33 protein-coding genes and 1 pseudogene are annotated in these 25,626 nt (G+C 43.2%); 29 read left to right on the top strand and 5 right to left on the bottom strand.

What is annotated here, in order from left to right; all coding sequences use genetic code 11:
- Positions 1-36: 36 nt before the first annotated feature.
- A complete protein-coding gene (locus AC0VZ9_RS23655; protein WP_009331688.1) occupies positions 37-732 on the bottom strand; it encodes a DUF2225 domain-containing protein in 696 nt (231 codons plus the stop codon).
- Between the two features lie 194 nt (positions 733-926).
- On the opposite strand from AC0VZ9_RS23655, the gene AC0VZ9_RS23650 reads away from it, so the two are divergent.
- The 21 genes and pseudogenes from AC0VZ9_RS23650 to AC0VZ9_RS23550 all read left to right on the top strand — a co-directional run.
- Positions 927-1,289 (top strand): HesB/IscA family protein, encoded by a 363-nt coding sequence (locus AC0VZ9_RS23650; RefSeq protein WP_475396784.1) that lies wholly within the window; start codon positions 927-929, stop codon positions 1,287-1,289.
- Positions 1,290-1,519: 230 nt separating this feature from the next.
- Positions 1,520-2,551, top strand: a complete 1,032-nt coding sequence (locus tag AC0VZ9_RS23645; protein ID WP_475396783.1) for a tyrosine-type recombinase/integrase — start codon at positions 1,520-1,522, stop codon at positions 2,549-2,551.
- A gap of 41 nt (positions 2,552-2,592) precedes the next feature.
- On the top strand, positions 2,593-2,727 hold the full coding sequence (locus tag AC0VZ9_RS23640) for a hypothetical protein (RefSeq protein WP_475396782.1): 135 nt from the start codon (positions 2,593-2,595) through the stop codon (positions 2,725-2,727).
- 194 nt (positions 2,728-2,921) lie between these two features.
- Positions 2,922-3,731, top strand: a complete 810-nt coding sequence (locus tag AC0VZ9_RS23635; protein WP_475396781.1) for a hypothetical protein — start codon at positions 2,922-2,924, stop codon at positions 3,729-3,731.
- A gap of 47 nt (positions 3,732-3,778) precedes the next feature.
- Positions 3,779-4,333: a hypothetical protein gene (locus AC0VZ9_RS23630; protein ID WP_475396780.1), complete on the top strand. Its 555-nt coding sequence runs from the start codon at positions 3,779-3,781 to the stop codon at positions 4,331-4,333.
- Positions 4,334-4,403: 70 nt separating this feature from the next.
- Complete coding sequence (locus AC0VZ9_RS23625; RefSeq protein WP_475396779.1) at positions 4,404-4,715, top strand: hypothetical protein; 312 nt, start codon at positions 4,404-4,406, stop codon at positions 4,713-4,715.
- Positions 4,681-5,250, top strand: a complete 570-nt coding sequence (locus tag AC0VZ9_RS23620) for a tyrosine-type recombinase/integrase (RefSeq protein WP_475396778.1) — start codon at positions 4,681-4,683, stop codon at positions 5,248-5,250. The genes AC0VZ9_RS23625 and AC0VZ9_RS23620 overlap by 35 nt, the downstream gene beginning before the upstream one ends.
- Before the next feature lie 516 nt (positions 5,251-5,766).
- Entirely contained in the window at positions 5,767-6,009 is a 243-nt protein-coding gene (locus tag AC0VZ9_RS23615; protein ID WP_475396777.1) for a helix-turn-helix domain-containing protein, read from the top strand.
- A 692-nt stretch (positions 6,010-6,701) separates the two neighbouring features.
- On the top strand, positions 6,702-6,935 hold the full coding sequence (locus AC0VZ9_RS23610) for a helix-turn-helix domain-containing protein (protein ID WP_475396776.1): 234 nt from the start codon (positions 6,702-6,704) through the stop codon (positions 6,933-6,935).
- Positions 6,936-6,964: 29 nt separating this feature from the next.
- Positions 6,965-7,207 (top strand): hypothetical protein, encoded by a 243-nt coding sequence (locus AC0VZ9_RS23605; protein ID WP_475396775.1) that lies wholly within the window; start codon positions 6,965-6,967, stop codon positions 7,205-7,207.
- Positions 7,204-7,761, top strand: coding sequence for an HNH endonuclease (locus tag AC0VZ9_RS23600; RefSeq protein WP_475396774.1), 558 nt, complete (start codon positions 7,204-7,206; stop codon positions 7,759-7,761). Before AC0VZ9_RS23605 ends, AC0VZ9_RS23600 begins: the two co-directional genes overlap by 4 nt.
- Positions 7,718-8,482: a hypothetical protein gene (locus AC0VZ9_RS23595; RefSeq protein ID WP_475396773.1), complete on the top strand. Its 765-nt coding sequence runs from the start codon at positions 7,718-7,720 to the stop codon at positions 8,480-8,482. The genes AC0VZ9_RS23600 and AC0VZ9_RS23595 overlap by 44 nt, the downstream gene beginning before the upstream one ends.
- 1 nt (position 8,483) lies before the next feature.
- On the top strand, positions 8,484-8,948 hold the full coding sequence (locus AC0VZ9_RS23590; protein WP_475396772.1) for a hypothetical protein: 465 nt from the start codon (positions 8,484-8,486) through the stop codon (positions 8,946-8,948).
- Positions 8,949-8,999: 51 nt separating this feature from the next.
- Positions 9,000-9,215 carry a hypothetical protein gene (locus tag AC0VZ9_RS23585; protein WP_475396771.1) on the top strand — a complete coding sequence of 72 codons (216 nt, stop codon included), beginning with the start codon at positions 9,000-9,002 and terminating at the stop codon, positions 9,213-9,215.
- Positions 9,216-9,278: 63 nt separating this feature from the next.
- Entirely contained in the window at positions 9,279-9,590 is a 312-nt protein-coding gene (locus AC0VZ9_RS23580) for a hypothetical protein (RefSeq protein ID WP_475396770.1), read from the top strand.
- 8 nt (positions 9,591-9,598) lie between these two features.
- Positions 9,599-11,923 carry a phage tail tape measure protein gene (locus AC0VZ9_RS23575; RefSeq protein WP_475396769.1) on the top strand — a complete coding sequence of 775 codons (2,325 nt, stop codon included), beginning with the start codon at positions 9,599-9,601 and terminating at the stop codon, positions 11,921-11,923.
- Between the two features lie 130 nt (positions 11,924-12,053).
- On the top strand, positions 12,054-13,151 hold the full coding sequence (locus tag AC0VZ9_RS23570; RefSeq protein WP_475396768.1) for a Shedu anti-phage system protein SduA domain-containing protein: 1,098 nt from the start codon (positions 12,054-12,056) through the stop codon (positions 13,149-13,151).
- Between the two features lie 355 nt (positions 13,152-13,506).
- Positions 13,507-13,734, top strand: a complete 228-nt coding sequence (locus tag AC0VZ9_RS23565; RefSeq protein WP_475396767.1) for a helix-turn-helix domain-containing protein — start codon at positions 13,507-13,509, stop codon at positions 13,732-13,734.
- Between the two features lie 153 nt (positions 13,735-13,887).
- Positions 13,888-14,124, top strand: a complete 237-nt coding sequence (locus AC0VZ9_RS23560; RefSeq protein WP_475396766.1) for a hypothetical protein — start codon at positions 13,888-13,890, stop codon at positions 14,122-14,124.
- Positions 14,125-14,160: 36 nt separating this feature from the next.
- On the top strand, positions 14,161-14,313 hold the full coding sequence (locus AC0VZ9_RS23555; RefSeq protein WP_475396765.1) for a hypothetical protein: 153 nt from the start codon (positions 14,161-14,163) through the stop codon (positions 14,311-14,313).
- Between the two features lie 275 nt (positions 14,314-14,588).
- Positions 14,589-14,684 (top strand): annotated as a pseudogene (locus AC0VZ9_RS23550) (iron-sulfur cluster assembly accessory protein); the annotation flags it as partial.
- A gap of 164 nt (positions 14,685-14,848) precedes the next feature.
- Here AC0VZ9_RS23550 and AC0VZ9_RS23545 read toward each other — a convergent pair.
- Positions 14,849-15,847, bottom strand: coding sequence for an NAD(P)/FAD-dependent oxidoreductase (locus tag AC0VZ9_RS23545; protein WP_009331686.1), 999 nt, complete (start codon positions 15,845-15,847; stop codon positions 14,849-14,851).
- 384 nt (positions 15,848-16,231) lie between these two features.
- Between AC0VZ9_RS23545 and AC0VZ9_RS23540 the strand changes: the two genes are divergently transcribed.
- The 5 genes from AC0VZ9_RS23540 (at position 16,232) to AC0VZ9_RS23520 (ending at position 19,794) form a co-directional block, all read left to right on the top strand.
- Positions 16,232-17,449, top strand: a complete 1,218-nt coding sequence (locus tag AC0VZ9_RS23540; protein ID WP_009331685.1) for an NAD(P)/FAD-dependent oxidoreductase — start codon at positions 16,232-16,234, stop codon at positions 17,447-17,449.
- Positions 17,450-17,551: 102 nt separating this feature from the next.
- Entirely contained in the window at positions 17,552-18,043 is a 492-nt protein-coding gene (locus tag AC0VZ9_RS23535) for an NUDIX domain-containing protein (protein WP_071156686.1), read from the top strand.
- Between the two features lie 156 nt (positions 18,044-18,199).
- Entirely contained in the window at positions 18,200-18,325 is a 126-nt protein-coding gene (locus AC0VZ9_RS23530; protein WP_019380032.1) for a YuiA family protein, read from the top strand.
- Positions 18,326-18,560: 235 nt separating this feature from the next.
- On the top strand, positions 18,561-18,884 hold the full coding sequence (locus AC0VZ9_RS23525; RefSeq protein ID WP_009331683.1) for a YuiB family protein: 324 nt from the start codon (positions 18,561-18,563) through the stop codon (positions 18,882-18,884).
- A gap of 193 nt (positions 18,885-19,077) precedes the next feature.
- Complete coding sequence (locus tag AC0VZ9_RS23520; RefSeq protein WP_475396764.1) at positions 19,078-19,794, top strand: 3D domain-containing protein; 717 nt, start codon at positions 19,078-19,080, stop codon at positions 19,792-19,794.
- A gap of 51 nt (positions 19,795-19,845) precedes the next feature.
- Here the strand turns inward: AC0VZ9_RS23520 and AC0VZ9_RS23515 are convergent, their stop codons facing one another.
- The 3 genes from AC0VZ9_RS23515 to AC0VZ9_RS23505 all read right to left on the bottom strand — a co-directional run bounded on the left by AC0VZ9_RS23515 (position 19,846) and on the right by AC0VZ9_RS23505 (position 21,916).
- On the bottom strand, positions 19,846-20,631 hold the full coding sequence (locus tag AC0VZ9_RS23515) for a cobalamin-binding protein (protein WP_009331681.1): 786 nt from the start codon (positions 20,629-20,631) through the stop codon (positions 19,846-19,848).
- A 14-nt stretch (positions 20,632-20,645) separates the two neighbouring features.
- On the bottom strand, positions 20,646-21,122 hold the full coding sequence (locus AC0VZ9_RS23510; protein WP_009331680.1) for a divergent PAP2 family protein: 477 nt from the start codon (positions 21,120-21,122) through the stop codon (positions 20,646-20,648).
- Positions 21,123-21,250: 128 nt separating this feature from the next.
- Positions 21,251-21,916: a hypothetical protein gene (locus AC0VZ9_RS23505; RefSeq protein ID WP_071156688.1), complete on the bottom strand. Its 666-nt coding sequence runs from the start codon at positions 21,914-21,916 to the stop codon at positions 21,251-21,253.
- 135 nt (positions 21,917-22,051) lie between these two features.
- On the opposite strand from AC0VZ9_RS23505, the gene AC0VZ9_RS23500 reads away from it, so the two are divergent.
- From AC0VZ9_RS23500 to AC0VZ9_RS23490, 3 genes are all read left to right on the top strand, one after another.
- Complete coding sequence (locus AC0VZ9_RS23500; RefSeq protein ID WP_009331678.1) at positions 22,052-22,429, top strand: DUF309 domain-containing protein; 378 nt, start codon at positions 22,052-22,054, stop codon at positions 22,427-22,429.
- Positions 22,430-22,520: 91 nt separating this feature from the next.
- Positions 22,521-24,023, top strand: a complete 1,503-nt coding sequence (locus tag AC0VZ9_RS23495; protein WP_009331677.1) for a leucyl aminopeptidase — start codon at positions 22,521-22,523, stop codon at positions 24,021-24,023.
- A 292-nt stretch (positions 24,024-24,315) separates the two neighbouring features.
- Positions 24,316-25,626, top strand: coding sequence for a Na+/H+ antiporter family protein (locus AC0VZ9_RS23490; RefSeq protein WP_009331676.1), 1,311 nt, complete (start codon positions 24,316-24,318; stop codon positions 25,624-25,626).

Genomic DNA, 25,626 nt, shown 5'->3' with positions numbered 1-25,626 from the left:
GAGTTGCCGGGGGCGGGCAAGGTTCTTCTGCTTTCCTTAGTTGCCGGCAGTTTTTTGTTCCTGTCTCATCTCATGCCAGCGTTCTCTTGCCATTTCAATTAATTTAGGCTCAGTGGAGCGGCTTTGCAGTTCAATTACTTTTGAAAAGTATTTAACAGCCTGTTCAGACTGATGTGTCCTTCTGGATAACTCTCCGATCAGATAGAAAATCCTCGTTTCAGAAATAGATGATCCTTTAAAATCATCTGACATATAAGACTCCGAATATTCTTTTAGAGCAAGTTTCAAAAATCTCTGTTCTTGATTATCATTTTTTATACTCCGGAAAAGCCAGGCCAGCCTGATATATAAACCAGCCATAATAATATGCTTCTCCCTTTTTAAAGTACCGCAATAAATAGCCAGCTTATAGGCGTTGATTGCAACAGGGATGGTACGGTCCTGGCAATAATCCTGGGGTATCCAGGCATCTACAACTTTAGAATTAATCATGTCCAGGGCTCCAGGCGGAAAATAAGGGGAAAAGTCCTCTGATTCTGAGTAGCCGCAATGTGGGCAAGTGTTAATATAATATAGAAGAGGATTCATGCTTTCATCAGAATAAATTGGGCAAAAATCACTGTCATAATTAAATACTTTTACAAATCGGGTGCGGATTTTTTTTGTGGTGAAACTCTCTCTGCAGACTCTGCATCCGCAATTTTTATCATAAGTAGGCTTTAATTGCTGCATAGAATGCCACCTCCGAATATAATGAATATGACTATTGTATCATGCATTGTTTGGTTTAGGGGCATAAAGAACTATTCGTTAAACAGTGTTCTGAAAAGGCAATAAAAAGAAAAAGCCTCTTAAGTTGAGCACATACCTTTTACTGTATATACTATATATATAGAAATATCCTTACGTGTACAGGAGGGAATAACATGGAACAAGTTGTGGATATAACAGAAGCAGCAGCTTTGCATATAAAAGAAATGATGAAACAAAATGAGGAAGAAGATGCATTCTTGCGTGTAGCCGTTAAAGGAGGCGGGTGCAGCGGACTTTCCTATGGAATGGGGTTTGCCCATGAAGTCGAGGAGGGTGATATCCAGTCAGAGCATTATGGTATCCAGGTTCTTGTCAGCAAGGAAGACGCCCCTATCTTAAAAGGCACAAAAATTGATTACAAACAATCGATGATGGGCGGCGGATTCACAATCGACAATCCCAATGCCATAGCAAACTGCGGCTGCGGATCTTCTTTTAGGACTGCGACGGAAGCAGGGACGCCAGAAGACTGTTAAGCAGAAAACACTGGCATACCAACGTTTTAAGGCGTTTTTATTATCGGGATACTGAACGATCATTCTGATCGGAAACTGGTTCCGAAATGGTTACGAAAAAACAAATAAGTAACGGAATCCGCAATTATTTAACGGCATAAAAACAAGCCTAATATGCGTGATTCTGGGTTGATAATAACGATCTCTTTGACGATAAATGGTGAAAACCACGTCAGGGAGGTCGTTTTTTTATGTCATTAAAGATGCGAAAGAAACGGAAGCAAGCTACACGGACGAATCAAACGCAATATCCACGACTGACATTGTCCCAGGCGATCGATTTAACCATCGCCAGCAAGCGGGCTGAAGGGATCCGGGAACGAACGCTGCGTGACTATTCAAATATGTGGCGCTACTTTACGACATGGCTGCAGGAACAGTATGAGATAGCGGCTGTGGACGAGCTGTCGCCGGATGTGTTCCGCAATTACATCAATTATATGAAGTATGACAAACGCAAATATGACGGCCACAAATACATAAATTCGGACAAGCAGGGAATCGGGCTATCAGATACGACGATCAATATTAATTTGCGCACGCTGCGGGCAGTTTTTAATCACCTGGAACGTGAAGATCTAATCGAAGTGAATCCGATGGACAGGATCAAGCTATTGCGCCAGGATATCGATCTTACAAATTGCTTTACTGATGACGATTTAAAGGAGTTATTAAGGCAGCCAGATCAGCGTGACTTTGTCGGCTTCCGGGACTATGTCGGAATGAATCTGCTGTTGGACAGTGGATTGCGCATCCAGGAAATGTTGGGACTGCGTATAGGCCATATAGACTTCCAAACACGATTTATAACGCTGGATGGTGCGCAAAACAAGAACAGAAAGCCGCGGCTGGTTCCGATCTCTGCACACGTCGCAAAGCTGCTGCTGCAGCTGATCAGCGAGAATGCAGCACACTTCAAAACAGATCGAATCTTTTTATCGTGCTATGGCGAACCCATTGGCGCCAATCACTTTAACAAGCGGCTGAAGTATTATGCAGAAAAAGCAGGGATCGAAGATAAAAAGGTAACGGCGCACGTATATCGCCATACATGGGCAAAGAACATGATCATAAATGGCTGTGATCCTTTCACTTTGCAGAAGATTGGCGGCTGGTCAGATATACGGACAATGCGTCGGTACATTCAGATGGATTTGAGTGAGATGCGCCGAAGCCATGACGATTACAGTCCAATCACGAAGCTGCGCACAAAGAGAAGATAGAAACAAAGGTAAAGAAGTTAATACGAAAGGAGCAATTGAAAATGCATGAGAGATTAGGATTGGCTGCCGAAGTTGCCATTCAATCCGTCAAGAGTGGCGAAGCAACCGGAGAACAAGCGATGGAATTCTTGGTAAAAAAATTGGAGCAATTGAAGACAAGCGAATTATGCAAGTAAACAGACAAAAGAAAAGGACGCCTGAACTGCGGGCACAGTCGGGCGTCCGAAATACTTTGCAGCACCAATAAGGCGCATACACAACACTAATGCGATTATATCAAAAAATTCTATAATCGTAAAATCCTGTTCTTGCGTCTATTTAATCGAACAAATGTTCGTATGTTAGTGCTGCCCATTAGGGAGCGAAGAAAATGCAATCATTGCGAGAATATCAAACATTTAATTCAATCAATGAAATGGACGAAGCAGCTGCGATCCACATAGAAAGACATGCAGCTGATCTGACGCAAACAGACATCGATCTGATCCGGATCCTGGCTGCACACAGCTGCAAGATCCCTGGCGTATCTTATTTAAAGGTTGCGACAATCTGCATACTATTAGATCGCAGTGAAAGCCGCGTTCGTGCTTTAACACGCAAATTGGCGCAGCTGGGGATCATCGAAAAGATCCAGACTTATCGCCAGAAGTCCGGCGGCAAGGGCGTGAATATTATTCGCATTATGCCAATCCAGGGCAGCGATCAGCCAGCTGCAGCAATCGACAGTAGGTCGGCCACAGTAGGTCGAGCATCCAGCGCAAAGACAAGCCAGGACAGCGATGGCGGCACTGCTGAACAATCAAAAACATTTATTTCTTTAAAACAAAAGTCTTTACATAATAGACACCAAGAATCATCGGATGTATTAAAAGGATCCATTCCTGCGCCAATTTATGATGTAATGGCGCCGTACTATGGAGCATCCGATATGTATCGCATCTATGGCATCCTACTGCGTGCAAAATCGTCTATAGATCGCAATATTACACTGGAAGCATGGGCGCAAGAATATGTCCAGGTGTTCAAGTCTGCGGTCTGGCGTTTAAAAACGGGCAAGATCAGATCCCTGGACGGTTATTTATTCCGCAGCTGGCAGTCGATCACTAGCTGGATAAAACGGAAGCAGGCGCAAGCTGAAGGGTCCCTGGCCACGTTGAACTGGTTGGATGATGAACTATAAAAAATAGCGCACTGGATAAAATGTGCGTTTATTAAGAGGTGATTAACGTGTCTGAAGAAGTTAAAGACGTAAGCTTATACGCAAAATTTAGTCAACAAATCAACGATGGATTTTTGAAGTTCGATGATGCCATGCCAGCCATTTTAATTGGGCACTTGTACATAGAAGCAGAAGTCGAAAAGCAGTTAAAAATTAAATCGGAGCATCCAGAAATGTTGGATATGCCACGTATGACGTTTTCGGACAAGCTAAGTCTGTTAGTTGCGCTGGGCGTTTTGCCGAAAGAATCCCGCACTCCATACGAACTCATTGACACATACAGGCGGAAATTTATTTATAATCCTGAATGCTTATTGCCGGAAGATGCTATCGGAAAATTAACAAGATCAATGAATAATTCGCAAAGGCAGTTTTATCGCAAAGTAGTGGATAAAGAATCCACAATCGGGGATAAATTTCGCACCTGTTTAACGTTGCTATTTGTAGATTTATGCATAAATGGCGAAGTATTGCGGCTTAGAAGAAAGGGCGAAAACTTACAGCAAGAATTCGTCCAATTACAAGAATTATACGCGCAGCGTGCACAATTCTCAGCAAATTAGTCGGAATTAATGTATATATTTACGCCCATATAAGCGTATACGATAAGCAGTGTTACGTTGGGTTGCGCATATGAAAACTATAGGGCATAAATGGGCGCAAATTATCATGCTAAATAGCGTGAAAGTCGAAGGGTGGCGCTGTAAAATATCTGCTTTCGCTTCCCAGACGAAAGGTCGGGAAATAAAAGGGGGCTGCATTTCTGCGCCAGATATTGCTTCTATGTACGAATCTATCTATTTTCGTACATTCGTTTTAGCGCTATTGAAGGATTTATCATTATGTGATATTCTGAATGTACGAAAACGAATCGTATTATTTAAGTTAGTACATTTGGAGGGCGTTAAAAATGGGGAAAAAGAAGACGCAAGAAACTACATATAATGTGCAGCCGCTGCGAACTGCAGAGGAAATTGCAGAATTTAAATGGGCTCTGAAGCGATTTGCCAGCGATCGGGATCGATTTATGTTTACGATTGGAATAAATACTGGATTGCGTGCTTCCGATCTAGTAAAGCTGAAAGTCAGCGATGTCCACGGCAAAAACACCAGCACGATCGTCGAAGAAAAAACCGGAAAACCTCGCAGATTATATCTGGCAGCAATCCAGGACGAAATTATGGAGTTCTGCGCCGGAAAAGCGGATGATGAATGGTTATTCCCTTCACGCAAAGGAAGCGGCCATATCAGCCCAACACAGGCGTACAGATCACTGAATAAAGCTGCTGAAGCACTGGATCGCCAAGACGTCGGAACACACACAATGCGCAAGACATTCGGATATCACTATTATCAAAAGACAAAGGACATTGCGACATTAATGGAGATCTTCGGACATAGCGCACCATCTATCACTAAACGATATATAGGTATCACAGAAGACGAGATCCAGCAGAGCCTGGCTGATTTTAAACTGTAAAGCTGCCGTTTATTTAGGCGGCTTTTTTTTGTGTGAAAAGATCCGGCTGGGAAATAAAAATGGGGGCGGGAGGGTCAGACGAAATCCCCTTCGCCTGCAGTGCAAAACTATGCGGCACTCCAAAAAGAAAAGGAATATTATATTAACAGGCTTATCCCGGTGCTACTAAATTTTTCGATATAAAAATCCTATATTTAAATTCTGCATTTCCGGCTGAAAAATTTTTTGCAAAATTTGAAAGGTCGCGGAGTTAGATATTCATTCTTCCGCAATGAACGGTGTAACATTGAAAAAATCGCCAAAATGCGGACTTTGCCAGCTGTAAAAATGCGAACTTTGCTGTATCAAAATACTTATACACGGTTACGATATATGTCGGATAGCAAATGCGTATTTGTCTGCGTTGCCTGCTATCCACCCCAGAACATGATATATTCCCTTTGACGATCTGGCGGCTATGACGGCTGCCGGGTCGTTCTTTTTTTTTATTTTCACGCAGAATAGGAGGGCAAACAGATGAAACAGTTACTTTTGACGGGCAGCCAGCTGCGGCAGATCCGTGAATGCTTGGGCATATCACGTGTCAAGATGGCAAAGCGCATGAAAATTAGCTATATATATCTTGCGAAAATGGAAGCAGGGGATCGAAATGTCACTGGCGTCATGAACCGCCGTTTTAAAGATACTTTACGCTTAAACAATGCGCAGCTGCTACAAATATTGGCCGATGCTGAATCAGAAATGGAAGCCGCTTTATAAGTGGATTTAAAGGCGTCCACAGATCCGGCTGAACCGCTGGCAAACAAAAAAGACGCCAGGAACGGATCCCGACGCCTTCTTTAATGAACAGTCTGCGAACCATCGGCGCAAAATTGCCATCTTTGGGCTGGTGTGTCGCCTGTTGTCTGCTGTTCTGGTTTTCATGGCGTTATACAGCGGCGGGCAGTCGCGTAACAGCAAAAATATTTACCTATATATGGATTAAATATTACATTTATATTACAAAGTGGTGTGTGTAGTCAAAACGGCCTTTTTCAGTAGGCTATATGTTATGAAGAATTAAATCGTTATATGCGCTGGCTTACGCTATATAAGCGCTACAAGTAACGTGAAGACAAGCTTCAAACATCTTGCGTTCCTTTCAGGAAGCGCAAAGATATTAAATAAATAATCTTCATTAATCATTCGCAAGAATGTTAATGATATGTTTATAACACTATTAACCGATAATAAACGAAGCCGCGCTAATCTGACATATATTTTTCGCTAATAAACGAATAAAGGTGAAATCTGCAATCACATGCTGCAGCTACTTCGGAATAAATCCGGGTGGCTGCGGCTTTTTTTTTGTGTTTTTATTCATTAGATAGTCAATATTGTTTGCATTTCCTGCCACAGTCGGTGCAGCGAAGAACAGCTGCTAAACAAAAATCCGAAGGGAGAACAACAACATGAATCTGAACGGTTATAAAATAAAAATTTTGCGTGTTATCCATGGCATGGATCAACAGGAGTTCAGCGAAAAAGTAGGATGTACACAGTCGCTGCTTTCAAAAGTAGAGCGTGGCAGCTGCGGAGTATCCAGGAAGCTGAACGCAAAGATTGTCAGCTATTTTAATGTGGATGAAAGCAAGCTGACGGCATTGGATGCTGCTATTGAGAAAATCGCGTTCAACAATAAATAAACAACACACACAACAGGGAGCGATGAAAAATGGAAGAGAGAACATCACTGCAGGGGTTGGCGGTCACTGAAGAGTTACTTAACGATATTGGATATACGAAGCTGGAAAGAGCCTATATCTATAACAGCGGCAATATCCGTGAAGATCATATGCTTGGCGTGATCAGGTCTATACGATCGTTCTTCTTGGCTTTGGGCATCGATCCAGAGGATGAAGAACTGCGCTGTGCAGCCATTAGCTTGATGGAATTCGAAGCAGGCGATCTAGGATGAAGACAAAGCACTGCTATAGCTGTAAGAAGTCTTTGCCTACTGAACATTTTGCGAAAAACGCAGCAAAGCCAGACGGACTGCGGGAAGAGTGTCGGACGTGCAGGAAATACGAGGTGGCTGTACGTGGAGCGAATACCAGGGCTCAAGAATATGGATTGCCGGGACGCTTAAAGATCCAGGATGTTCGTCACTTAATGGAGTTTTTTGAACCGCATGGCTGTATAATATGCGGTTCCAGTTTTGCTGATCGAAAGCAATTATCGCTTGATCATGTGATCCCGTTCAAGCGCGGTGGACGGAACGAAATAGGTAATTTGGTTCCAATATGCACACTTTGCAATTCGAAGAAAGGTGACAAACCTTTGCTGACTTTTGCTGCCGAGCGTATAGCCTGGGATCGGATGGAGGCGTTACTGCATTTTCTTGCAGCAGAAAACAAAAAGACTGCCGCAGAAATAGCTGCAGATCTTGCGCAAGATGTAATCGAATATATGAGGGGGATAAAAGGCTATGAGAATACCGAAAAAAAGCCGAAATTATTACATTTCCAATAAAGCAATATTGAATGGAACAACACTGCAGGAAGGTGGGATTTATGAACTTTCACCAGATGATGCTGCTTCTCTAGGATCGGCAGCACAGGAAGTGTCTTTTCCGCGCTTAGATTCGATTCAGCAGCAGCTGGATCAGGAAACATTGCGATTCCGTGAAAAATACGCAGAGACAGAAGCCCATTCGCGATATGCTTCCAATCATGCGGAAAAGGAATTCCAGCTTTCAGAATTGACTTCGCAGCTGGACGCAAAGGCAGCTGAAGCTTTCGAGAAATATTCAGAGGAAATTCGCCTGTATGAAAAAGAGTTGCTGCGTAAATCGATGGAATTGCCCGCAGTAAGCGAACAGGAGCGCAGCCAGGCGCAGGGAGCGATCAGCATGGTGGCAAATGGCGCATCTATGGGCGATCCGGTGCAAGCTTTGTGCCTTCTTATCGGCCAGCTAGAAGCCATGACACCGGGTCAGCAGGCGCACATTGCGCAAAATTTTGCGACTATCCGAACAGCGGTGGATCCAGCCGACAAGGAAGCAGCTGAACTTTTAAGCCAGGCGTATAAGATCGCCAGCGGTTCATTGAAGGGGTTACAAGATTATCAGACTAAGAGTAGGCACCTTGCAGCAATCAAGAAGCAATTGGACATGTCCGGATCGCCTTCTGTCGCATATAAACGCCTGGGACTGGTGCACAAAGGCTATAAGAAGTTCGCAGGAGGTCGTTAAAATGGGGGACCAAAAACAACAGCAGCCGCAGCTGCTGCTTCCGTTAAACTTACAAGCCTTTGCGGAAGATCCGGAGGATCCTTCGAACGATCCAGAACTAGTTCCGAATGATCCGCAAGATTCTCCGAGTCATCCGAAACCAAGAGAAGATCCGCAAACAGATCCATTATCGGATAATGAACGGTCTGAACTGATCAAGCTGCGCAAGCAGGCGGCGATCAACAGCGCCGGGATTGTAGGTCCAGGTGATGTAAAGAACGCGATGGATTATCTGGAAGATGAAACAGATCCGGATGAAATGGCAGCCATATTGCGGGAATTGCTGGATGATCTAAAGGTACGTGAACGAATGTCGGGTGCAGACCCTAGTCCGGGAAATGGCGCACGCAGCCGTTACCAGCCAACAGACGGCACAGAAATCGGGCGCAGCATATACCACAGAATAAAGAATAGAAGGAAACGATAATCGAAAAAGCGCCGGGACGATTCCTGGCGCTTTTTAATGGGGGTGACGGAATTGAGCGCAAAGAAAATCTTTAACCAGCTTTTAGCAGCATATGAAACCGATATAAAAACCTCTGAATTCCAGGATTTGATGCGCCAGTTAGGCGTTGGATTGCACATGCTTGCGACATTGACCGACTTATTGGAATGCGTACTGGAAGGCAGCGTGAAACAATCTGAAGCTGTGACAGAGATCGGGCTTATGGTCAGATACGACGGTACTAACTAATTAAGACGTGGATCGAAGGGATCTGCGTCTTTTTTTTTATTTATTCAAAAGGAGTCGATAACCATGAACAAGCTGGCGGAAGTGAACGCAAAGATAAAAAAGCTGAATAAGGACTTCGCTGCGGGCGCCATTACTGCTGCGTTAGCTGCCATCTATGTTGAGCAGATGATCAAAGAAATTTCAAAAGATGAATTCCTGAATAGCCATGCAAAAGTCAACGTCATCCAGGCTTTGCGATGCTATCAGCGGATTTTTCAATATCAAAATGACATCCAGAACGGAAATAAAATCACTCATTCGAAAATCGAAAAAACACTAGCACGATCAATCGAATTTTTAAGGCGTGCGGAAAGGCATGTCGTACAGAAAGGATGACATAAAACATGAGTGACATACAATTCACTATCGCCGCAATCGATAATTTTACATCCACCTTCCGCAATTTGGATAGCCAATTAAGCCAGGCATACAAGACAGCGGGCACGATGGGGAAATCGATGATAGTGGCAGGTGCTGCAGTTGGCACTGGGCTAGGTGCAGCTGTCAAAACTGCCGCAGACTTTGAGAAAACCATGTCGCGTGTTGGTGCACTGTCCGGAGCAACTGACAAAGAAATGAAAAAGTTGAATGAAACGGCACTGCATCTAGGAGAGACAACATCATTCAGCGCGTCACAGGCTGGCGAAGGGATGTCGTACCTCGCAATGGCTGGTTATAAAACCAATGAAATTATCAGCGCAATGCCGGGGCTATTGGCCGGAGCAGCCGCAGGACAGACAGATCTTGCGACAACAGCCGACATCACTTCAAATATCTTATCCGGATTCGGTATTCAGGCAAGCGAGACTGGCAGGGTGATGGACGTACTAACAGCGACGTTCACGAATTCAAACACTGATTTGCGAATGCTGGGAGAAACGATGAAATATCTCGCTCCTGTTGCAAAGTCTGTCGGGATATCACTGGAAGAAACAGCAGCGGCGACAGGAATTCTGGGGAACGCTGGGATTCAAGGGACAATGGCAGGGACATCGCTGGCCATGGCTATGACACGACTTGCGTCACCAGTCGGCAAAGCGAAAAAGATGATGGAGAAACTGGGCTTCAGTGCTTTTGATGTTAATGGCACAATGATTCCATTATCAGACATGATCACGCAGCTAACTGAAAAGACGAAGGGATTAACCCAGCAGCAGAAACTGCAGGCGATTAAGACCATCTTCGGCCAGGAAGCACTGAAATCGATTCTAACGCTTATGGAAGCAGGCGGTGACACGATCGCAGAATTTGCAACTGAACTGGAAAACAGCGGTGGAATCGCGGAAGAAATAGCGGGCAAGCAGCTAGATAATCTGATGGGGCAGCTGACGATTTTGAAATCAGCTTTCGAAGGTGCAGCAATATCTATCGGAAATGCGCTGCTTCCATCTTTAAAGACGATTACCAGCGGAGTTCAGATGCTGATGGACAAGTTCAATGGGCTGCCAGAAGGGATGAAAGCAACGATAGCAATCTTTGCGGCAGTATCTGCTATTGGCCTATTAGTCGGCGGTGCTTTGCTATGGATCATATCACTGATTCCTGGATTCGTTGGCGGCTTTACTGCGATTGCAGGCGCTATGAATCTGACAGCTGGCGCATTCGCACTTACTATTGGCTGGATCCTCCTGGCGATCGCTGCCATCGTGGGGATTGGTATTGCGCTGTACAAGGCATATCAAAATGTCGGCTGGTTCCGTGACATGGTGAATGCTGCCTGGGCGCAAATAAAAACTTATTGGGGTATTGCGATTGACTGGATCAAAAGCAAAACTTCACAAGTGATCAGTGCGGTGTCTGCGTTTATCGGCCAACAGTTGGAAAAGATACGCAGCTGGTGGAAGAAACACGGTGATCAGGTGATGTCCATTGTGCGTACATTAATGCAAGTTACGTCCGATGTCGTAAAGGCAGGGCTGAACTTCATTAAGGGTACCTTCCAAGCGGTCTTCCCGATCATAGAAAACATTGTCCGTGTTGCCTGGGCCTTTATTTCCAATTACATCGACACGGCGATCGATGTTATCCTGGGCATTATTAATGTTGGGATGTCCTTGCTGGAAGGTGACTGGTCCGGTGCTTGGGAAGGCATCAAAGGAATCGCAGTCGACATCGTATCCGGGATCGTGAAATTCTTCAAAGACATCGATCTCTTCCAGGTTGGAAAAGATATCATCAGCGGATTGGTCAAAGGTATTGGATCGATGGCTGGCGCTGTTGGAAGTGCTGTGGCAGGAATTGCTAAAGGAATCCCGGCTGGCGTCAAGAAGCTGCTAGGAATACACAGTCCGTCACGAGTCTTGATGGAGCTGGGAGAGTTCACAGGCGAAGGCTTCGCGATCGGTGTCGCAGATATGCAGAAGCTAGTGCAGAAGTCATCCGCAAAACTGGCTGATGCTGCATTGATCGATGGTGGATCCGTTGGGACGATGTCTGTTGCGCCGATCCGGAGGAATTCTGGGGTAGCTGCAGCAACGACTGCCAGTTCTTCTGACAGCAAGCTGGATCTGCTACTTGCAGCAATTCAGGAACGCACTGGCCGCCGAGATCCGGTGGAAGTCGTGATCAATATGGACGGCAGGGTTGTCGCTAGGCAGCTGGTGGATCCTATGGAAATGGAACTCCAAAGAAAAGCGACAAGCAGAAGAAGGGCTGCTGGCAGGGTTTAAAGATGGACGTCTGGGATCATTGCGGATCCTGGGCGTCTTTTTTTCGTTCTATGAAATACTTCTTTTATTTTATAGATTCATAGTTATAATATTTAGTAGTTACATTAATTTACAATTAAGGGGGATTTTAATGGCAGATGGATCAAAGGTTGAAATAACTCCTATAGAGAAACGTCAGGCGCAATCTGGAAAACTTTCATTTAGTGACCCGATTGTTATTCATGAAACTAATAAAAGTAGAGTTACAGTGCTTCCGTTTTTTATTAAGAGAAGTAGTGGGCCGGAATTATCTGTAAAAATAACTACTTATAAAAAGCGAAAGCCGCCATTTGATTGGCTTGAATTGGATGATAAAACAATAACTCTTAAAGAAACAGCCGCAAGAAAATTACTTCAGGCATTAAATCAGTATTTAGCAGTAGCGGAACACGAACAGGATGGGTCGTATATTGCGATTAAACTGTCTGATGGTGTTGCAGATGTTGCGGGTATTGATCCGTCTGTGGTGGCAAAAGCTGTAATGTCAATGTTGAACAAAGAGGATATCGTTCGCCATCTGACATTAAGTGAAATTGGTTCCGAATTGATAGGCGCCTTCCGTACATCGATTCGCCTGCAAGAAATGCGAAGTGCTGTTGAAAGCCTTCGTCAAAATCTTGAAGGAAATGTCTACGATGAACAAACTTACCAAGTATGGTGCGAAAAACATAGCTGGGCATTTGGAAACGCTTATGTTGTTAGAGATGATGTTAGGCAAATATCTCCCGGTGATAAGTTGGATCTACTTTTGCCGACAGTGATCTCCGGTTATCGTGATTTGATAGAGTTAAAGCGTCCAAACATGGAAGTCTTAGTCTATGATAAGTCACATCGTAATTATTATTTTTCTTCTGATGTCTCAAAAGCAATCGGTCAATGCCATAGATATTTAGATGTATTTAGTGAAGTAGCTGCAGATGGATTGCGTGATCATCCAGAAATAGCTGCGTACCATCCACGCGCAATCATTGTAATTGGCCGTTCAACAAGTTGGGGAGAAGATCAGTTAAAGGCGCTGCACGGACTAAATTGTCGTTTAAACGGTATAACTGTAATGACATACGATCAATTACTCCTTCAAGGTGAACGGTTATTGGAGTTATTCAGCGCAACAATAGATGAAGATGAAGACGCTGATGCAGAATGGGAAGATGAGTACGAAGAATGGGAAGAAGATGAAGAAGAATAGAGCAAGCTGGCTTGGCTTGAAAAATAGGGCATCGAGATCTTCGGATCCTGGTGCCTTCCTTTTTTTGTTGCGAATCATTCGCAGAGCTGTGGCGGTGCTGCGGCAGTGTTGCAGTAAAGGCGTTACTTAGTTACCCAGTAAATCAGTAAAGCAGTAACTGTGCCTATGCGTATGTATGCGCGCAGGCCCGTGCGAGACACGAAAGGGGAGAAGGGAGCAACATTCCGTAATAAAATGTAGCAATGGTGATTAGAAAGCAGGAACAGCGATTATTGGAGTCGAAATAGGGAAGGCATGGTAAAATGTAACCATAAACACATCGGATATATAAAACAATTAAGGCAGGGGGATGACGATGGAATTAACAGTAAAGTCTCGCAGTAAATTAGGGAAATGGCTTGATGATCGGGGAATCACACAGGAATGGCTGATGAAGCGGGCTGGCGTTGGCCGCAATACAATTAGTGATCTTGCGTCGGCTGATAGTGACAGGCAGCCTTCATCCAGAACCATTAAGAAAATCATGAATGTTATTAAAGAGATTGATCCGGATGCGACAGCTGACGAATTCTTCAATTTGTAGGTGCCATTAGTAGGCACTATTTTTTATACGATATCGAATTATGAATATTCTAAAAATTTATATTGCAAATACTCTACTTGTCCTATAATATTGAAATTAGGGAAAATATTCACTGTAAATGGTGAAAATATTATCGGTTCAGGGGGAGTATTAATGAAAATCGAACTATTATTGAGTGAAGGAATTAAAACTGAAGGTGTTCTTCTGGATCCTAAACGTGCAGCATACTTAGAAGATGGCGTCCTGGTGATCGAATCTGTTACCCAAGATGGCGCAATATACAGAGCAGACGTCCAAGGCAAGGCCATAGAAATGCCGATCCGCGATATGTCTATAATGAATCGAATCAATGAGATGTCAGCGCTGGATCTAATCGCAGCATGCTGCTAATTAATCGATAAACATAACGGCAAAAGGGTGATCAGAGTGGATATTGAGAAACCGCCATACTGGGACGAATGGGTTATAGGATCTGCTGGATCTTTACAATTACGTGAAGGTGCGCCGCCTGATGTCATAAAAGCGTTTGAAGAATTCATGCAGCTGCTGCAGGAAATCGATATTAGTCATCTAGAATAATATTGCGCTCAGTCTGCGATCCTGGGCGCTTTCCTGTGTTGCTGTGGGCGATTCTGACGCAAATATTTCCGTCTAACTGGATCTCTATTCACTTAATTACGGTATAGCTGCGCAGAAATTTGTTGAATTGTGCGGGTCCTTTGGGTACTATTGATTTAACAACATTATTCGTCATTGAGTTTCGTTAATAACAATCTTATTTGCGATCCGTAATCGTTAAAAATACATATAAACGTTGATACTGCGCTATTTAATCTGTGCTTAAACTGTCGTAAGGATTCACAATCGATAATCCTAATGCAATCGCAAATTGTGGTTGTGGGTCATCTTTCCGTACCGCTTCAAATACAGGTACTCCGGAAGAGTGCTAAATACTGCCTTTAACGCTTCTAGACAGTTACTGGAATAATTTCGAACTATATCTTTGTAATCTCAAAAAAGGACGGTCCCCGAAGGGCCGTCCTTTTTTATCGAAAGAAAGTTGATAGCCTGCCTCCTCGATGTATCTGGGTAAGCAAGGAGCTTCCGCATTTCTTTATTTGCCAAACATGGAAGAGCTGTGCATTGGCTGGACTTTCGCTTTTGGATCGATGTAGGATTTTGCGTGGTTCACTGCAGTTGGCGCTTCACCGAAACCGCAGGCAATAAGCTTCACTTTTCCATCGTATGTGCAGATATCACCGGCAGCATATATGCCTTCGATATTTGTTTCCATTCTTGAGTTAACAACAATGGAGTTCTTTTCAATTTCAAGACCCCATTCTTTAATTGGGCCAAGGGAGGAAACGAATCCGTAGTTTACGATCACAGCATCAACATCGAATACCTCTTTTTCCTTTGAAGTAACACCTTCGAGGACAACCTGTTTGATTCCTTCGCTGTCACCGATAAGCTCAGCAGGCACATAAGGTGTTTTGATTTCGACCTTAGAGTTCTGCAGATTTTCTACACTATGCTCATGCGCGCGGAATTTATCGCGGCGGTGTACAATCGTTACTTTTTCAGCGATAGGCTCAAGCATTAATGCCCAGTCTACTGCAGAATCCCCGCCTCCGAATACAACTGCTTTCTTGCCGGCGAATTGACTTAAATCATCAATAAAGTAATGAAGGTTCGTGCCTTCGTATTGAGCTGCGCTTTCAAGTTCTAGACGGCGAGGCTGGAACGCGCCATTGCCGGCAGTGATAATGATGGTTTTTGAGTAATGCACTTCTTTATTGGTCGTAAGCTTAAATGTTCCATCAGCTTGTTTCTCTAATTTTTCAACAGATTGTTCAAGTGATACAGTAGGCTCGAATTTAGCCATTTGTTCCTTAAGGTTATCAATTAATTCCTGGGCGCGGACTTTCGGGAAGCCGGCAACATCATATATGTATTTTTCAGGATAAAGAGCAGATAACTGTCCCCCAAGCTGCGGCAAGCTCTCAATAATCTTTACTGATGCTTGTCTCATGCCTCCGTAGAAAGCAGTGAATAAACCAGTTGGCCCCCCGCCAATGATGGTTATGTCATACACCTTTTGATCTTCTTTCATGCAATATCCCCCCGCGTATGTATTGAAATTCCACTCTTTATTCTAACATAAATCGTTTAAAACCTCATCAATCGAGGTAAATATTATGAATAATTGGAAGATTTCAAATGGAGATCCTGAATTAAAAACACGTATATTTCTTTAGGTTTTCTTAAAATTTTTAAGTTTTTCGTCTATTTTTTTAGGCTTGAAAAACTATATGAAGTAGAATAAGATGTAATGGAGGAATAATGTTAATATTTTATGACAATTTTGTTGAGTTTTTTTAAACTAGTTCGTGAATAACATCACAAAGTTTTTTTATGTTTTTTGCTATAAAAAATATAAAGCAGTGGAAGATAAGAAAACATTAGAAAATACTTAAAAAAGGTGGAAGTGATACACTTGAGAAAGCCAAAGATTGTTATCCTCGGTGCAGGCTACGGCGGTTTGATGGTTGCAACCCGTTTGCAGAAATCTGTAGGAACAAACGAAGCAGAAATCGTTTTAGTGAACAAGAATGACTACCATTATGAAACAACATGGCTGCATGAAGCATCAGCCGGAACACTTCATCACGATCGTGTACGCTATGATATAAAAGATGTTATTGACCGCAACAAAGTTGAATTCGTTCAGGGAACTGCTCTGGAAATTAAAACAGAAGAAAAGAAAGTCATTTTGGAAAGTGGCGAAATTGACTATGATTATCTAGTTGTTTCCCTAGGAGCTGAGCCGGAAACATTCGGTATTAAAGGACTTAAGGAACATGCATTTTCTATTGTCAATGTAAATGCTGCGCGTCAGATCCGCGAGCATATTGAATATCAATTTGCTACTTACAATACAGACGCTGAGAAAAAAGACGAGCGCCTGACAATTGTTGTCGGCGGAGCAGGCTTTACCGGCATTGAATTCCTTGGAGAATTGGCAAACCGTGTTCCTGAGCTTTGCAAAGAGTACGATGTGGACTACCACAAAGTGAAAATCATTTGCGTAGAAGCAGCGCCAATGGTTCTTCCTGGCTTCGATCCTGAGCTTGTTAATTACGCTGTTTCTCACTTGGAGAAAAAAGGCGTACAATTCATGATTGGAACAGCTATTAAGGAAGCTACTCCTGAAGGCATCATTGTTGGCAAGGGCGAAGATGAAGTAGAAGAAATCAAAGCTGCAACTGTTGTCTGGGCTGCAGGTGTACGCGGAAATTCTATTATTGAGAATTCCGGTATTGAAGCAATGCGCGGACGTGTAAAAGTACAGCCTGATTTGCGTGCTCCTGGCCATGATAATTTATTTATCATCGGAGACTGCTCATTAATCATCAATGAAGAAATTAACCGTCCATACCCTCCTACTGCGCAAATCGCTATGCAGCAGGGTGAAGTGTGTGCAAGAAACATTACTGCTTTAATCCGCAATAAAACTGAACTTGAAACATTTACTCCAGATATTAAAGGTACTGTATGTTCTCTTGGTGAACACGATGCCATCGGTGTTGCATTCGGCAAGAAAATGGTTGGTACAAAAGCTTCATTCATGAAGAAGATGATCGATAACCGTGCTCTTTACATGGTTGGCGGGCCTTCACTTGTATTGAAAAAAGGTAAATTCAACGTTCTTTAATAAATCGGCTATCATATATAGTAATGGGATGGACTATTTAGTCTGTCCCTTTTTTAATGGACAAATTTTCGTGATAGAATTAGTTAAAAAGGAGGTTATCGGATGGGAGTGGAACATAAACGGGGAAAGGTCTGGCTGGCGGTTTCAGGGCTCGTTATTTCACCTGAAGGTTATTGGCTTGTCGTTAAAAAGAAATACGGAGGCCTTAAAGGCAAATGGTCTCTGCCTGCCGGATTTGTCGAGCCGGGCGAAACAGCTGATGAAGCTGCAGTTCGTGAAGTTGAAGAAGAGACAGGAATTAAATGTTCAGTGAAAGGCTTGCTTGGATTGCGTACAGGTGTTCTCAAAGGGGAGGTCAGTGATAATATGGTTATGTTTTTGCTGGAAGCTGAGCCTGGACAATCATTAAAAGTTCAGGAAAGTGAACTTTTTGATGTGCAGTATCGCGATCCGAAAGAGCTTGCTGAAGACCCGGATGCATCAGTTCTTTTAAAATACATATTAGATCCTTCTGATTCCTCCATAAAACCTTTAATTAACGGCATTAATCCCGGAGATACTTTTGGATACACTGCATATAAACTATTTTTATAATTTTCTGAAATTTTAAGATAGAACGAGAAATATGAAGCAAACTATGCTTGTATGCGTTTCCAACGGTAGTTTTTCATGAAATATGGTGCTTTTCATTTCTTCATATCCTTGGTATATTATCAGAAAATTCAGTTACGAAATAAGGAGATGAATGAAATGACAGCTAAGAATTATGAAAATAAAGAGTGTATGTATTGTTCAGGGAAAGGGTATTTCCAATTATTGTTAGGTGGATCTGAAACCTGCAGCTGCTGCGGTGGTACAGGAAAGAAAAAGGAATAAACCAAAAACTTCGCGGAATGCGAAGTTTTTCTTTTCAAAGGATAAGAATGTATAATTTCTGAAGTTAGATAACTGTCTAACAAAAGTAGACTACCCCCTCGAGGTTTCGGGGATGGGCAAGGCGCTTCCAGTTTTCTAAATAGCGGGTGTGCTGGCCCGCCCACTTTTCTTGTTGACTCCCTAATCTACATTAAAGTACACTAAATATTGATGTGCTAAGGGAGGAAATAAGTTCATGCAAATGACGATTTTCGTTTTGCCTATTTCAATGCTTCTATTTTTTGTGCTGTTTTTTGGGATAGGTTTTATATTAAATATGCTGTTAAGAATGTCCTGGATCATGGCCATTATTTATCCAATTATCGCTATCTTTATCATCGATAAAGTTCGTTTTATTGAGTATTTTCAGGACCCGGGAGAATCGTTTTCCAGTCTTGGCGTTGAGTTGTCCAGCCTCGCTCTGGCTGACATCCTCATATTAAGCAGCGGAATGGCAGGCGCCATCGTTGCCGGAATTACCATTAGGCTGCTCCGTAAAAAAGGATATCGGATGTTTTAAATTTGATGTGAAATCTCTGCTGACGGCAGGGATTTTTTATTTTTTTTGATTAGTGTGATCAAATCGCCCAACCCTATGCTATTACTGGCTTTAGCCCTGTCTAAAAACGGATGCCCGGAGGCTTCCGCTCCCATAAGTTATGAATATTTCTCTCGAAGATGGGAAATGAATAACTTTGGGAGGAGTGTAATAGATGAGCAAATTAAAAATATGGATGAAACGTTCGGTAATGTCAGCCTTATTTATAGGCGCGTTATTGACAACATTCCATTCGATTTCCGGAGTGGAAGCCCGATCAATTGTTCAGCTGCATCAAAGTGATGTTGAACAAGCTGGCGAAGATGGAAATTCAAAGTTTGACCATACATTAAAATCGGTTGGCGTAGCATTTAAGTTTTTGAAGCAGGCAGTGAGTCTGGAACCTAAGATTTCTGCGAGTGAAGCTGTAGCAATTGAGCAGCCGCCGACACTGGAAGAATCGATTGACTGGTCGCAGTATCAGAAAAAACAAGTAATAGCTACTGGATATACGGCATTTTACGAGTCGACAGGCAAAAATCCGGATCACCCGTCCTTTGGAATTACATACTCAGGAGTTAAAGTTAAAAGAGATTTATACTCTACAGTTGCAGCAGATTTAAATGTTTTTCCGATTGGAACGATCCTGTTTGTCCCGGGTTATGGGTATGGTGTTGTAGCCGATAAAGGCGGTGCTATTAAGGGGAATAAATTGGATCTCTATTATGAAACGGTAGATGATGTTTATAATAACTGGGGAAAGAAAACACTCGATGTTTACATCGTTGAAATGGGCGATGGTACCCTGACTGAAGAAGAATTAATGTTACTGAATGAAAATGAATCCATGCAGGTTTTTAGACAGCAATATATTAAATCTGAGAAAAAATAAATACGGAATGCAGGCAAATCCGCGGGAATAATCGGATTTGCCTTTTTATTTTTATATCTTAGAAAATGCCTGCGGGTGGATTTTTTTAGCTAATTTTATGGCTCCTTCAATCAGCCGAGGTGAAGGCCTGCAAAAAAGTTCTTCTTCCAGAACCAGAATTCTGTTCTGCTTAACTGCTTCCATTTCACTCCAGCCTGGACGTTTCAGGACAATATCCGGATTAACCTTTTCTCTTCTGACACCGACCCAGGCGAGACAGATATAATCCGGCTGCCGATTCAGGACATCTTCCCAATCGGTCTGGACACTCGCAAGCTCAATATCCCTAAATAAATTCATTCCACCGGAAATTTCACTGATTTCCGTCAGCCAATTGACTTTGCCGGGTGTAAATACAGGCTTGGGCCACCATTCCCAATAGAGGCTCGGTTTATTTTCAATTCTGCTTGAGATGAGCTTAAGTGCCTCAATTTTTGCCGCAAACTCTTCAGCAGCCAAAATACCTCTTTCTGGCTTTCCGATTTTCTCTGCAGTCAGAATCAGGTCCTGTTCAATATCTGCCAGGCTTTGAGGATTTAAAACAATGTGGGGAATCTGCCTTTTTTCAAGCTCTGCTACATTCTTTTCCATGCCGGGTACACTAAGGGATGCCAGCACAAGATCAGGCTCTAATTTCTCCACTTTGTCCATATTAATAGACAAGTCAGGGCCCAGCCGGGGCAACCTGGATATTCGGTCCGGCCAATCCGAATAATCGTCCACCCCCGCGAGCATATCAGTAAATCCCAAGTATTCCACTAATTCCGTGTTGCTTGGGCATAAAGAAAGGATTTTCAAAATAAATCACACCCTCACGAAAATAAATAATGAAGAGCTAAAGTCAATAGGATTCCAGTCAGGCCGCCAAATAGAACTTCTATCGGCTTATGGCCAAGCAGCTCCTTCAATTCTTTCTGTTTTTCTTGGCCTTCTTTCTTCTGCCATGTCTTTGCTTCTTCAACGAATTTATTGAAGTCGGCTACAAGCTGGTTTAGTACAATCGCCTGTTCACCAGCCTGACGCCGTACTCCGGTAGCATCAAACATTGTGATAATGGCAAAAACGGCTGAGACAGCGAAAACAGCGGATTCCATTCCGGTCTCTAGTGCAACCCCGGTTGAAAGGGCAGTTACTGCTGCTGAGTGTGAGCTGGGCATCCCTCCAGTACTTGTCAAAAGGGACCAATCCACTTTTCGGGTGGCAATAAATTGAATGGGCACTTTTACAAATTGGGCAAAGAAGATGGCTGCCAATGCAGACCATAAGGGAAAATTTGTCAATAACTCCATGTGAGACCACCTCTTGAGTGTATGATACTCCCGCTGCAGCTTCGAATAGGCATTTTTTAAGGAACTGCCGAAAGCTATACTAACTAATATTCTCCAACAGATTGTTCCTTCCTGCAAGCTGATCTATTTTAAGTTTTTGTTAAACGATGCTTTTTTTGAAAATACGAAGTTGCTGTCAGGGAAAACAAAAGAAGCCACTCAAAGGCATTCACTGCAGCTGCACTTTCAATTGGAATATCAATGGCGCTTCCGATAATCATCAATACAGCTCCGGCAAAAAACCAGAACCAGCCCTGTTTGCGCCAAATAACAACAGATGCCGCCAGCAGCACAGCAGATACGATCAGTACCATAACGGGAGGGCCGCCTGGTGCCTCTGTACCTGAATAGCTGAGAACACCATATTCCCGCCTTGCTTCCAGTTTAAGTCCGAATACCTCAGCAGCAAGTTCCAGAATAATTAATCCTGCAGTAAGCAAATAGGCAATCCATTTAAATGTGCCTGTTTTGGCCCATTCTAGATCTGCTTGTTTTAAAGTATTCCAGGAGTAGAGTACAAGCAGTGGCGTGAAAAAAGCGTGAATCCAAAAACGGGCATAATTCAGATATTTTAAAGTGCTGCCCTCCCCGATAAAACGGCCAGCAGCCAGAATTCCGTTATCGTAAATTAACCCCAGAAGTACAGGAAGCAGGAAGACAGCACTAATGAGGCCGCTATCCTTAACAGTGCTTAGCGCCCAGAAGAACAGCAGGATATATCCTGCTGAGAAGGCGGCAAATAATAGAGGATCCATAACATTCTCCTTTCTGTCTCTATTTTCTTTACCCAATAATTAAAGAATATACTTAAGGATTTGTATATATAGGATAGTCTCTATTCTTTTTGTTAAAATGATAGTGATAGGAAGTCCTGAATATGGGGTGGTTTCATGGAAGATTATCCTCTTGAATACTACGAATTCTTTGTCAGTTTCAATGAAGGTGACTATTACACATGCCATGATCTTCTTGAGGAAATGTGGATGACGGACAAAGGCAATTTATTTCTGAAAGGCCTGCTGCAAATGAGTGTCAGCATTTATCATTATGAATACGGCAATGTAAAAGGAGCAAGGCTGATGATGCAGGCGGCACAGGAATACTTGCAGTCTTACCGCCCTAAACACTGGGGGATTAATCTTGAGCATGTGTATGGGTTTATTGAAGAATGCCTTACTATTTTTCCGGAAAATATCGATCGGCTGCCATTTGAAATGATAGAAACTCTTCCTAAGCTGCCGCAGCTGGTCCTGTATTTGGAAGATTAGCAAAAATAGAAATGCCATAAAATTAGATAGTCGAAATAATTCAGTATTTTCGATATAATAAGATGAAAAAGATACTATGGGGGTGCCAGAAATGTTTTCAGTAAAGAAAGAATTTGACTTCTCAGCCGAACAGGAATGCCTGATCGTTGGTGTCTTCGATAAACCAGCCAGGCTTGAAGGTGTATTGGCCCGTGCAGATGACCAATTTGACGGCCAGCTGACAGATTTGGTGAAAAGCGGAGATATTTCTGCCAAGAAAAAAGCCATTGCAAAAATACATACTTTTGGAAAAATTGGGGCCAAACGATTAATTACAGTAGGCCTTGGAAAAGAAAAAGAATTCAGCTTTGAAGGGTTACGTGAAGCATTGGGCAGGGCATTTAAGGAAGTGAAATCGTCCAAGCTTCAAAATGCGGGTGTTTACCTTGATACATTTATCGGAGGAAATGTAGATGCGCTTGATGCAGCCCATGCAGCCAGCGAGGCGTTTGCGCTTTCCACCTATAAGTTTGAAGATTACAAACAGAAATCGAACGAACCCGAAAAAGATATTGAAAGTATTGCTGTTTATTGCGAAGCCGCAGATGAGGAAGATGTAAAGGCCTCCCTTACAGTAGGGTATGCACACGGAAAAGGAACGAACTCAGCCCGTACATTAGTCAACCTGCCAGGCAATATGCTGACCGCCACTGATCTGGCAAATTACTCTTCTGAACTGGCATGGAGATACGGATTTGAAGTGGAAATACTTGAAAAAGAGGATATGCTTAAGCTTGGCATGGGTGCTCTATTGGCAGTAAATCAGGGATCAGCAGAGCCTCCTAAGATGATTGTCATTAAATATCAGGGCAAGGAAGAATGGAAGGATGTCATCGGCCTGGTGGGCAAAGGAATTACCTTTGATACAGGAGGCTATTCCATTAAACCAAAGGACGGCATTGTCGGTATGAAAACCGATATGGGCGGAGCGGCGGCTGTGCTTGGCGCAATGGAAGTCATCGGCGAACTGAAGCCTGAACAAAATGTTGTCGCTGTTATTCCTTCTACAGATAATATGGTGAGCGGAACAGCGTTTAAGCCGGATGATGTCATCACATCCATGAGCGGGAAAACCATTGAAGTTCTTAACACGGATGCAGAAGGGCGTCTGGCTCTTGCTGATGCGGTAACATATGCAAAGCATCATGGAGCGGACTACCTGGTGGATGTTGCCACTCTGACTGGCGGTGTCATTGTTGCACTGGGGGAAGAAACAACAGGTGCATTAACCAATAATGAAGAGTGGTTTGAGCAGGTGCTGGAAGCATCCTATGAAGCTGGCGAACCAATCTGGCGCCTGCCTCTCTTTGAAAAAGATAAAGAAAGAATCAGAAGCAGCAAAGTTGCGGATCTTAACAATTCGCCAGGACGTGCCGGCCATGCCATTATGGGCGGAGGATTTGTCGGCGAATTTGCCGAGGACACACCATGGGTGCATCTTGATATTGCCGGTACAGCCACAACATCAAAAAGCCATGATCTTGGACCAGACGGCGCTACAGGCGTTATGGTGCGTACTTTAGCACTGCTTGTTGAAAGATTTGAAGTAAAATAACGATGAAACAGACTCTGGAGAGATCCGGAGTTTTTTTATGCAGTTTTTTAGCCTAAATTGACTTGGCACTTTAAAAATGAACTTTACCGGCCGGTTTACCAAAAATACGGGGCTAAAACCGTCGATTTATCGGCCAAAACAGCGTCTTGGCGTAAACTCCCATTTCTGAATCTGCCTAAAATCATTGACACAAAATGTGGAAATATGATAGTTTAATAATTGTGTTTTAGTTCTCTACCAATTTAGCATAGTAAAGTATAATGGGACATAAGTACAGAAAGAGGGTATCATCATGAATGCAGTTATACTTGCAGTTTTAATCATGCTTGTTCTCAGCCTTCTGCGTGTCAATGTGGTTCTTGCCCTTGTGGCTGGTGCATTGGCAGGCGGGCTGGCAGGCGGTTTAAGCATAGATAAAACCATTGAAGTTTTTTCAAATGGGCTCGGCGGCAGTGCAGAGGTTGCATTAAGTTATGCGTTATTGGGCGGATTTGCCTTAGCCATTTCCGCAACCGGACTTCCGAATCTATTAGTGGACTGGGTCCTGGCAAAGGTCGGAAAAGACGGGGAATCCAGAGGGAAAACCTTATCAAAAGCACTCATCATATTTTCCATTTTATTAATGTCTATTTTTTCTCAGAATCTGATTCCAATTCATATTGCGTTTATTCCGATATTAATTCCGCCTTTATTGAAGGTTATGAATGAGCTCCAAATGGACCGTCGGCTGATAGCATCTGTATTGACATTTGGTTTGACAGCTCCGTATATTTTGCTTCCTGCGGGATTTGGCCAAATTTTCCACGGGATACTCGCAGAAAATATGGAGAATAGCGGATTGGCAGTAGAGATGGCAGACATTCCGAAAGCCATGCTTATTCCTGTAGCCGGCATGGCAGCTGGTCTTTTAATTGCATTATTTGTTTACCGTAAAAAAAGGGATTATCGTCCATCAGAATTAATGGAGACGGAGAAAGGCAATTACTCAAAAAAGGGCATTATTTTTTCTCTCGTTGCGATTGCAGCAGCTCTCATTGTACAGCTGCAGCTGGATTCAATGATCTTTGGGGCGCTGACAGGTATTTTAGTTATTTATATCAGCGGTGCTATTAAATGGAACGAGGCAGATCAGCTTTTAACAGAGGGCATGAAGATGATGGCATTTATTGGATTTGTCATGCTGGCTGCATTTGGATTTGCAGATGTATTAAAAGAAACAGGCGATGTTGAAAGCCTGGTTGAACAGGCGGCAGGAATCATCGGCGATAATAAATCACTTGCTGCATTGCTTATGCTCCTTGTCGGCTTACTTGTTACAATGGGAATTGGATCTTCATTTTCAACCATCCCGATTATTGCAACCATATTTGTGCCTCTTGCACTAGAGGTTGGCTTCAGTCCGATGGCAACTATTGCTCTAGTAGGGACAGCCGCTGCTCTTGGAGATGCCGGTTCGCCTGCGTCAGACAGTACATTGGGGCCAACAGCGGGCTTGAATGCAGATGGACAGCACAATCACATCTGGGATACTTGTGTACCAACATTTCTTCACTACAACATTCCGCTCATCCTGTTTGGATGGCTGGCGGCGATTATCTTATAA

Source organism: Cytobacillus sp. QJM3NY_8 (assembly GCF_056173585.1).
Note: the sequence above shows the minus strand (reverse complement) of the source record. Positions and strands in the feature narration are given on the sequence as shown.

Coding starts and splice junctions, on each gene's coding strand:
- AC0VZ9_RS23530 (WP_019380032.1), top strand. CDS start 18,200: ATGACAGCTAAGAATTATGAAAATAAAGAGTGTATGTATTGTTCAGGG.
- AC0VZ9_RS23625 (WP_475396779.1), top strand. CDS start 4,404: ATGAAAACTATAGGGCATAAATGGGCGCAAATTATCATGCTAAATAGC.
- AC0VZ9_RS23650 (WP_475396784.1), top strand. CDS start 927: ATGGAACAAGTTGTGGATATAACAGAAGCAGCAGCTTTGCATATAAAA.
- AC0VZ9_RS23495 (WP_009331677.1), top strand. CDS start 22,521: ATGTTTTCAGTAAAGAAAGAATTTGACTTCTCAGCCGAACAGGAATGC.
- AC0VZ9_RS23580 (WP_475396770.1), top strand. CDS start 9,279: ATGAACAAGCTGGCGGAAGTGAACGCAAAGATAAAAAAGCTGAATAAG.
- AC0VZ9_RS23570 (WP_475396768.1), top strand. CDS start 12,054: ATGGCAGATGGATCAAAGGTTGAAATAACTCCTATAGAGAAACGTCAG.
- AC0VZ9_RS23635 (WP_475396781.1), top strand. CDS start 2,922: ATGCAATCATTGCGAGAATATCAAACATTTAATTCAATCAATGAAATG.
- AC0VZ9_RS23615 (WP_475396777.1), top strand. CDS start 5,767: ATGAAACAGTTACTTTTGACGGGCAGCCAGCTGCGGCAGATCCGTGAA.
- AC0VZ9_RS23575 (WP_475396769.1), top strand. CDS start 9,599: ATGAGTGACATACAATTCACTATCGCCGCAATCGATAATTTTACATCC.
- AC0VZ9_RS23655 (WP_009331688.1), bottom strand. CDS start 732: ATGCAGCAATTAAAGCCTACTTATGATAAAAATTGCGGATGCAGAGTC.
- AC0VZ9_RS23565 (WP_475396767.1), top strand. CDS start 13,507: ATGGAATTAACAGTAAAGTCTCGCAGTAAATTAGGGAAATGGCTTGAT.
- AC0VZ9_RS23645 (WP_475396783.1), top strand. CDS start 1,520: ATGTCATTAAAGATGCGAAAGAAACGGAAGCAAGCTACACGGACGAAT.
- AC0VZ9_RS23545 (WP_009331686.1), bottom strand. CDS start 15,847: ATGAAAGAAGATCAAAAGGTGTATGACATAACCATCATTGGCGGGGGG.
- AC0VZ9_RS23500 (WP_009331678.1), top strand. CDS start 22,052: ATGGAAGATTATCCTCTTGAATACTACGAATTCTTTGTCAGTTTCAAT.
- AC0VZ9_RS23505 (WP_071156688.1), bottom strand. CDS start 21,916: ATGGATCCTCTATTATTTGCCGCCTTCTCAGCAGGATATATCCTGCTG.
- AC0VZ9_RS23490 (WP_009331676.1), top strand. CDS start 24,316: ATGAATGCAGTTATACTTGCAGTTTTAATCATGCTTGTTCTCAGCCTT.
- AC0VZ9_RS23590 (WP_475396772.1), top strand. CDS start 8,484: ATGGGGGACCAAAAACAACAGCAGCCGCAGCTGCTGCTTCCGTTAAAC.
- AC0VZ9_RS23605 (WP_475396775.1), top strand. CDS start 6,965: ATGGAAGAGAGAACATCACTGCAGGGGTTGGCGGTCACTGAAGAGTTA.
- AC0VZ9_RS23520 (WP_475396764.1), top strand. CDS start 19,078: ATGAGCAAATTAAAAATATGGATGAAACGTTCGGTAATGTCAGCCTTA.
- AC0VZ9_RS23560 (WP_475396766.1), top strand. CDS start 13,888: ATGAAAATCGAACTATTATTGAGTGAAGGAATTAAAACTGAAGGTGTT.
- AC0VZ9_RS23610 (WP_475396776.1), top strand. CDS start 6,702: ATGAATCTGAACGGTTATAAAATAAAAATTTTGCGTGTTATCCATGGC.
- AC0VZ9_RS23510 (WP_009331680.1), bottom strand. CDS start 21,122: ATGGAGTTATTGACAAATTTTCCCTTATGGTCTGCATTGGCAGCCATC.
- AC0VZ9_RS23525 (WP_009331683.1), top strand. CDS start 18,561: ATGCAAATGACGATTTTCGTTTTGCCTATTTCAATGCTTCTATTTTTT.
- AC0VZ9_RS23620 (WP_475396778.1), top strand. CDS start 4,681: ATGGGGAAAAAGAAGACGCAAGAAACTACATATAATGTGCAGCCGCTG.
- AC0VZ9_RS23600 (WP_475396774.1), top strand. CDS start 7,204: ATGAAGACAAAGCACTGCTATAGCTGTAAGAAGTCTTTGCCTACTGAA.
- AC0VZ9_RS23595 (WP_475396773.1), top strand. CDS start 7,718: ATGAGAATACCGAAAAAAAGCCGAAATTATTACATTTCCAATAAAGCA.
- AC0VZ9_RS23535 (WP_071156686.1), top strand. CDS start 17,552: ATGGGAGTGGAACATAAACGGGGAAAGGTCTGGCTGGCGGTTTCAGGG.
- AC0VZ9_RS23640 (WP_475396782.1), top strand. CDS start 2,593: ATGCATGAGAGATTAGGATTGGCTGCCGAAGTTGCCATTCAATCCGTC.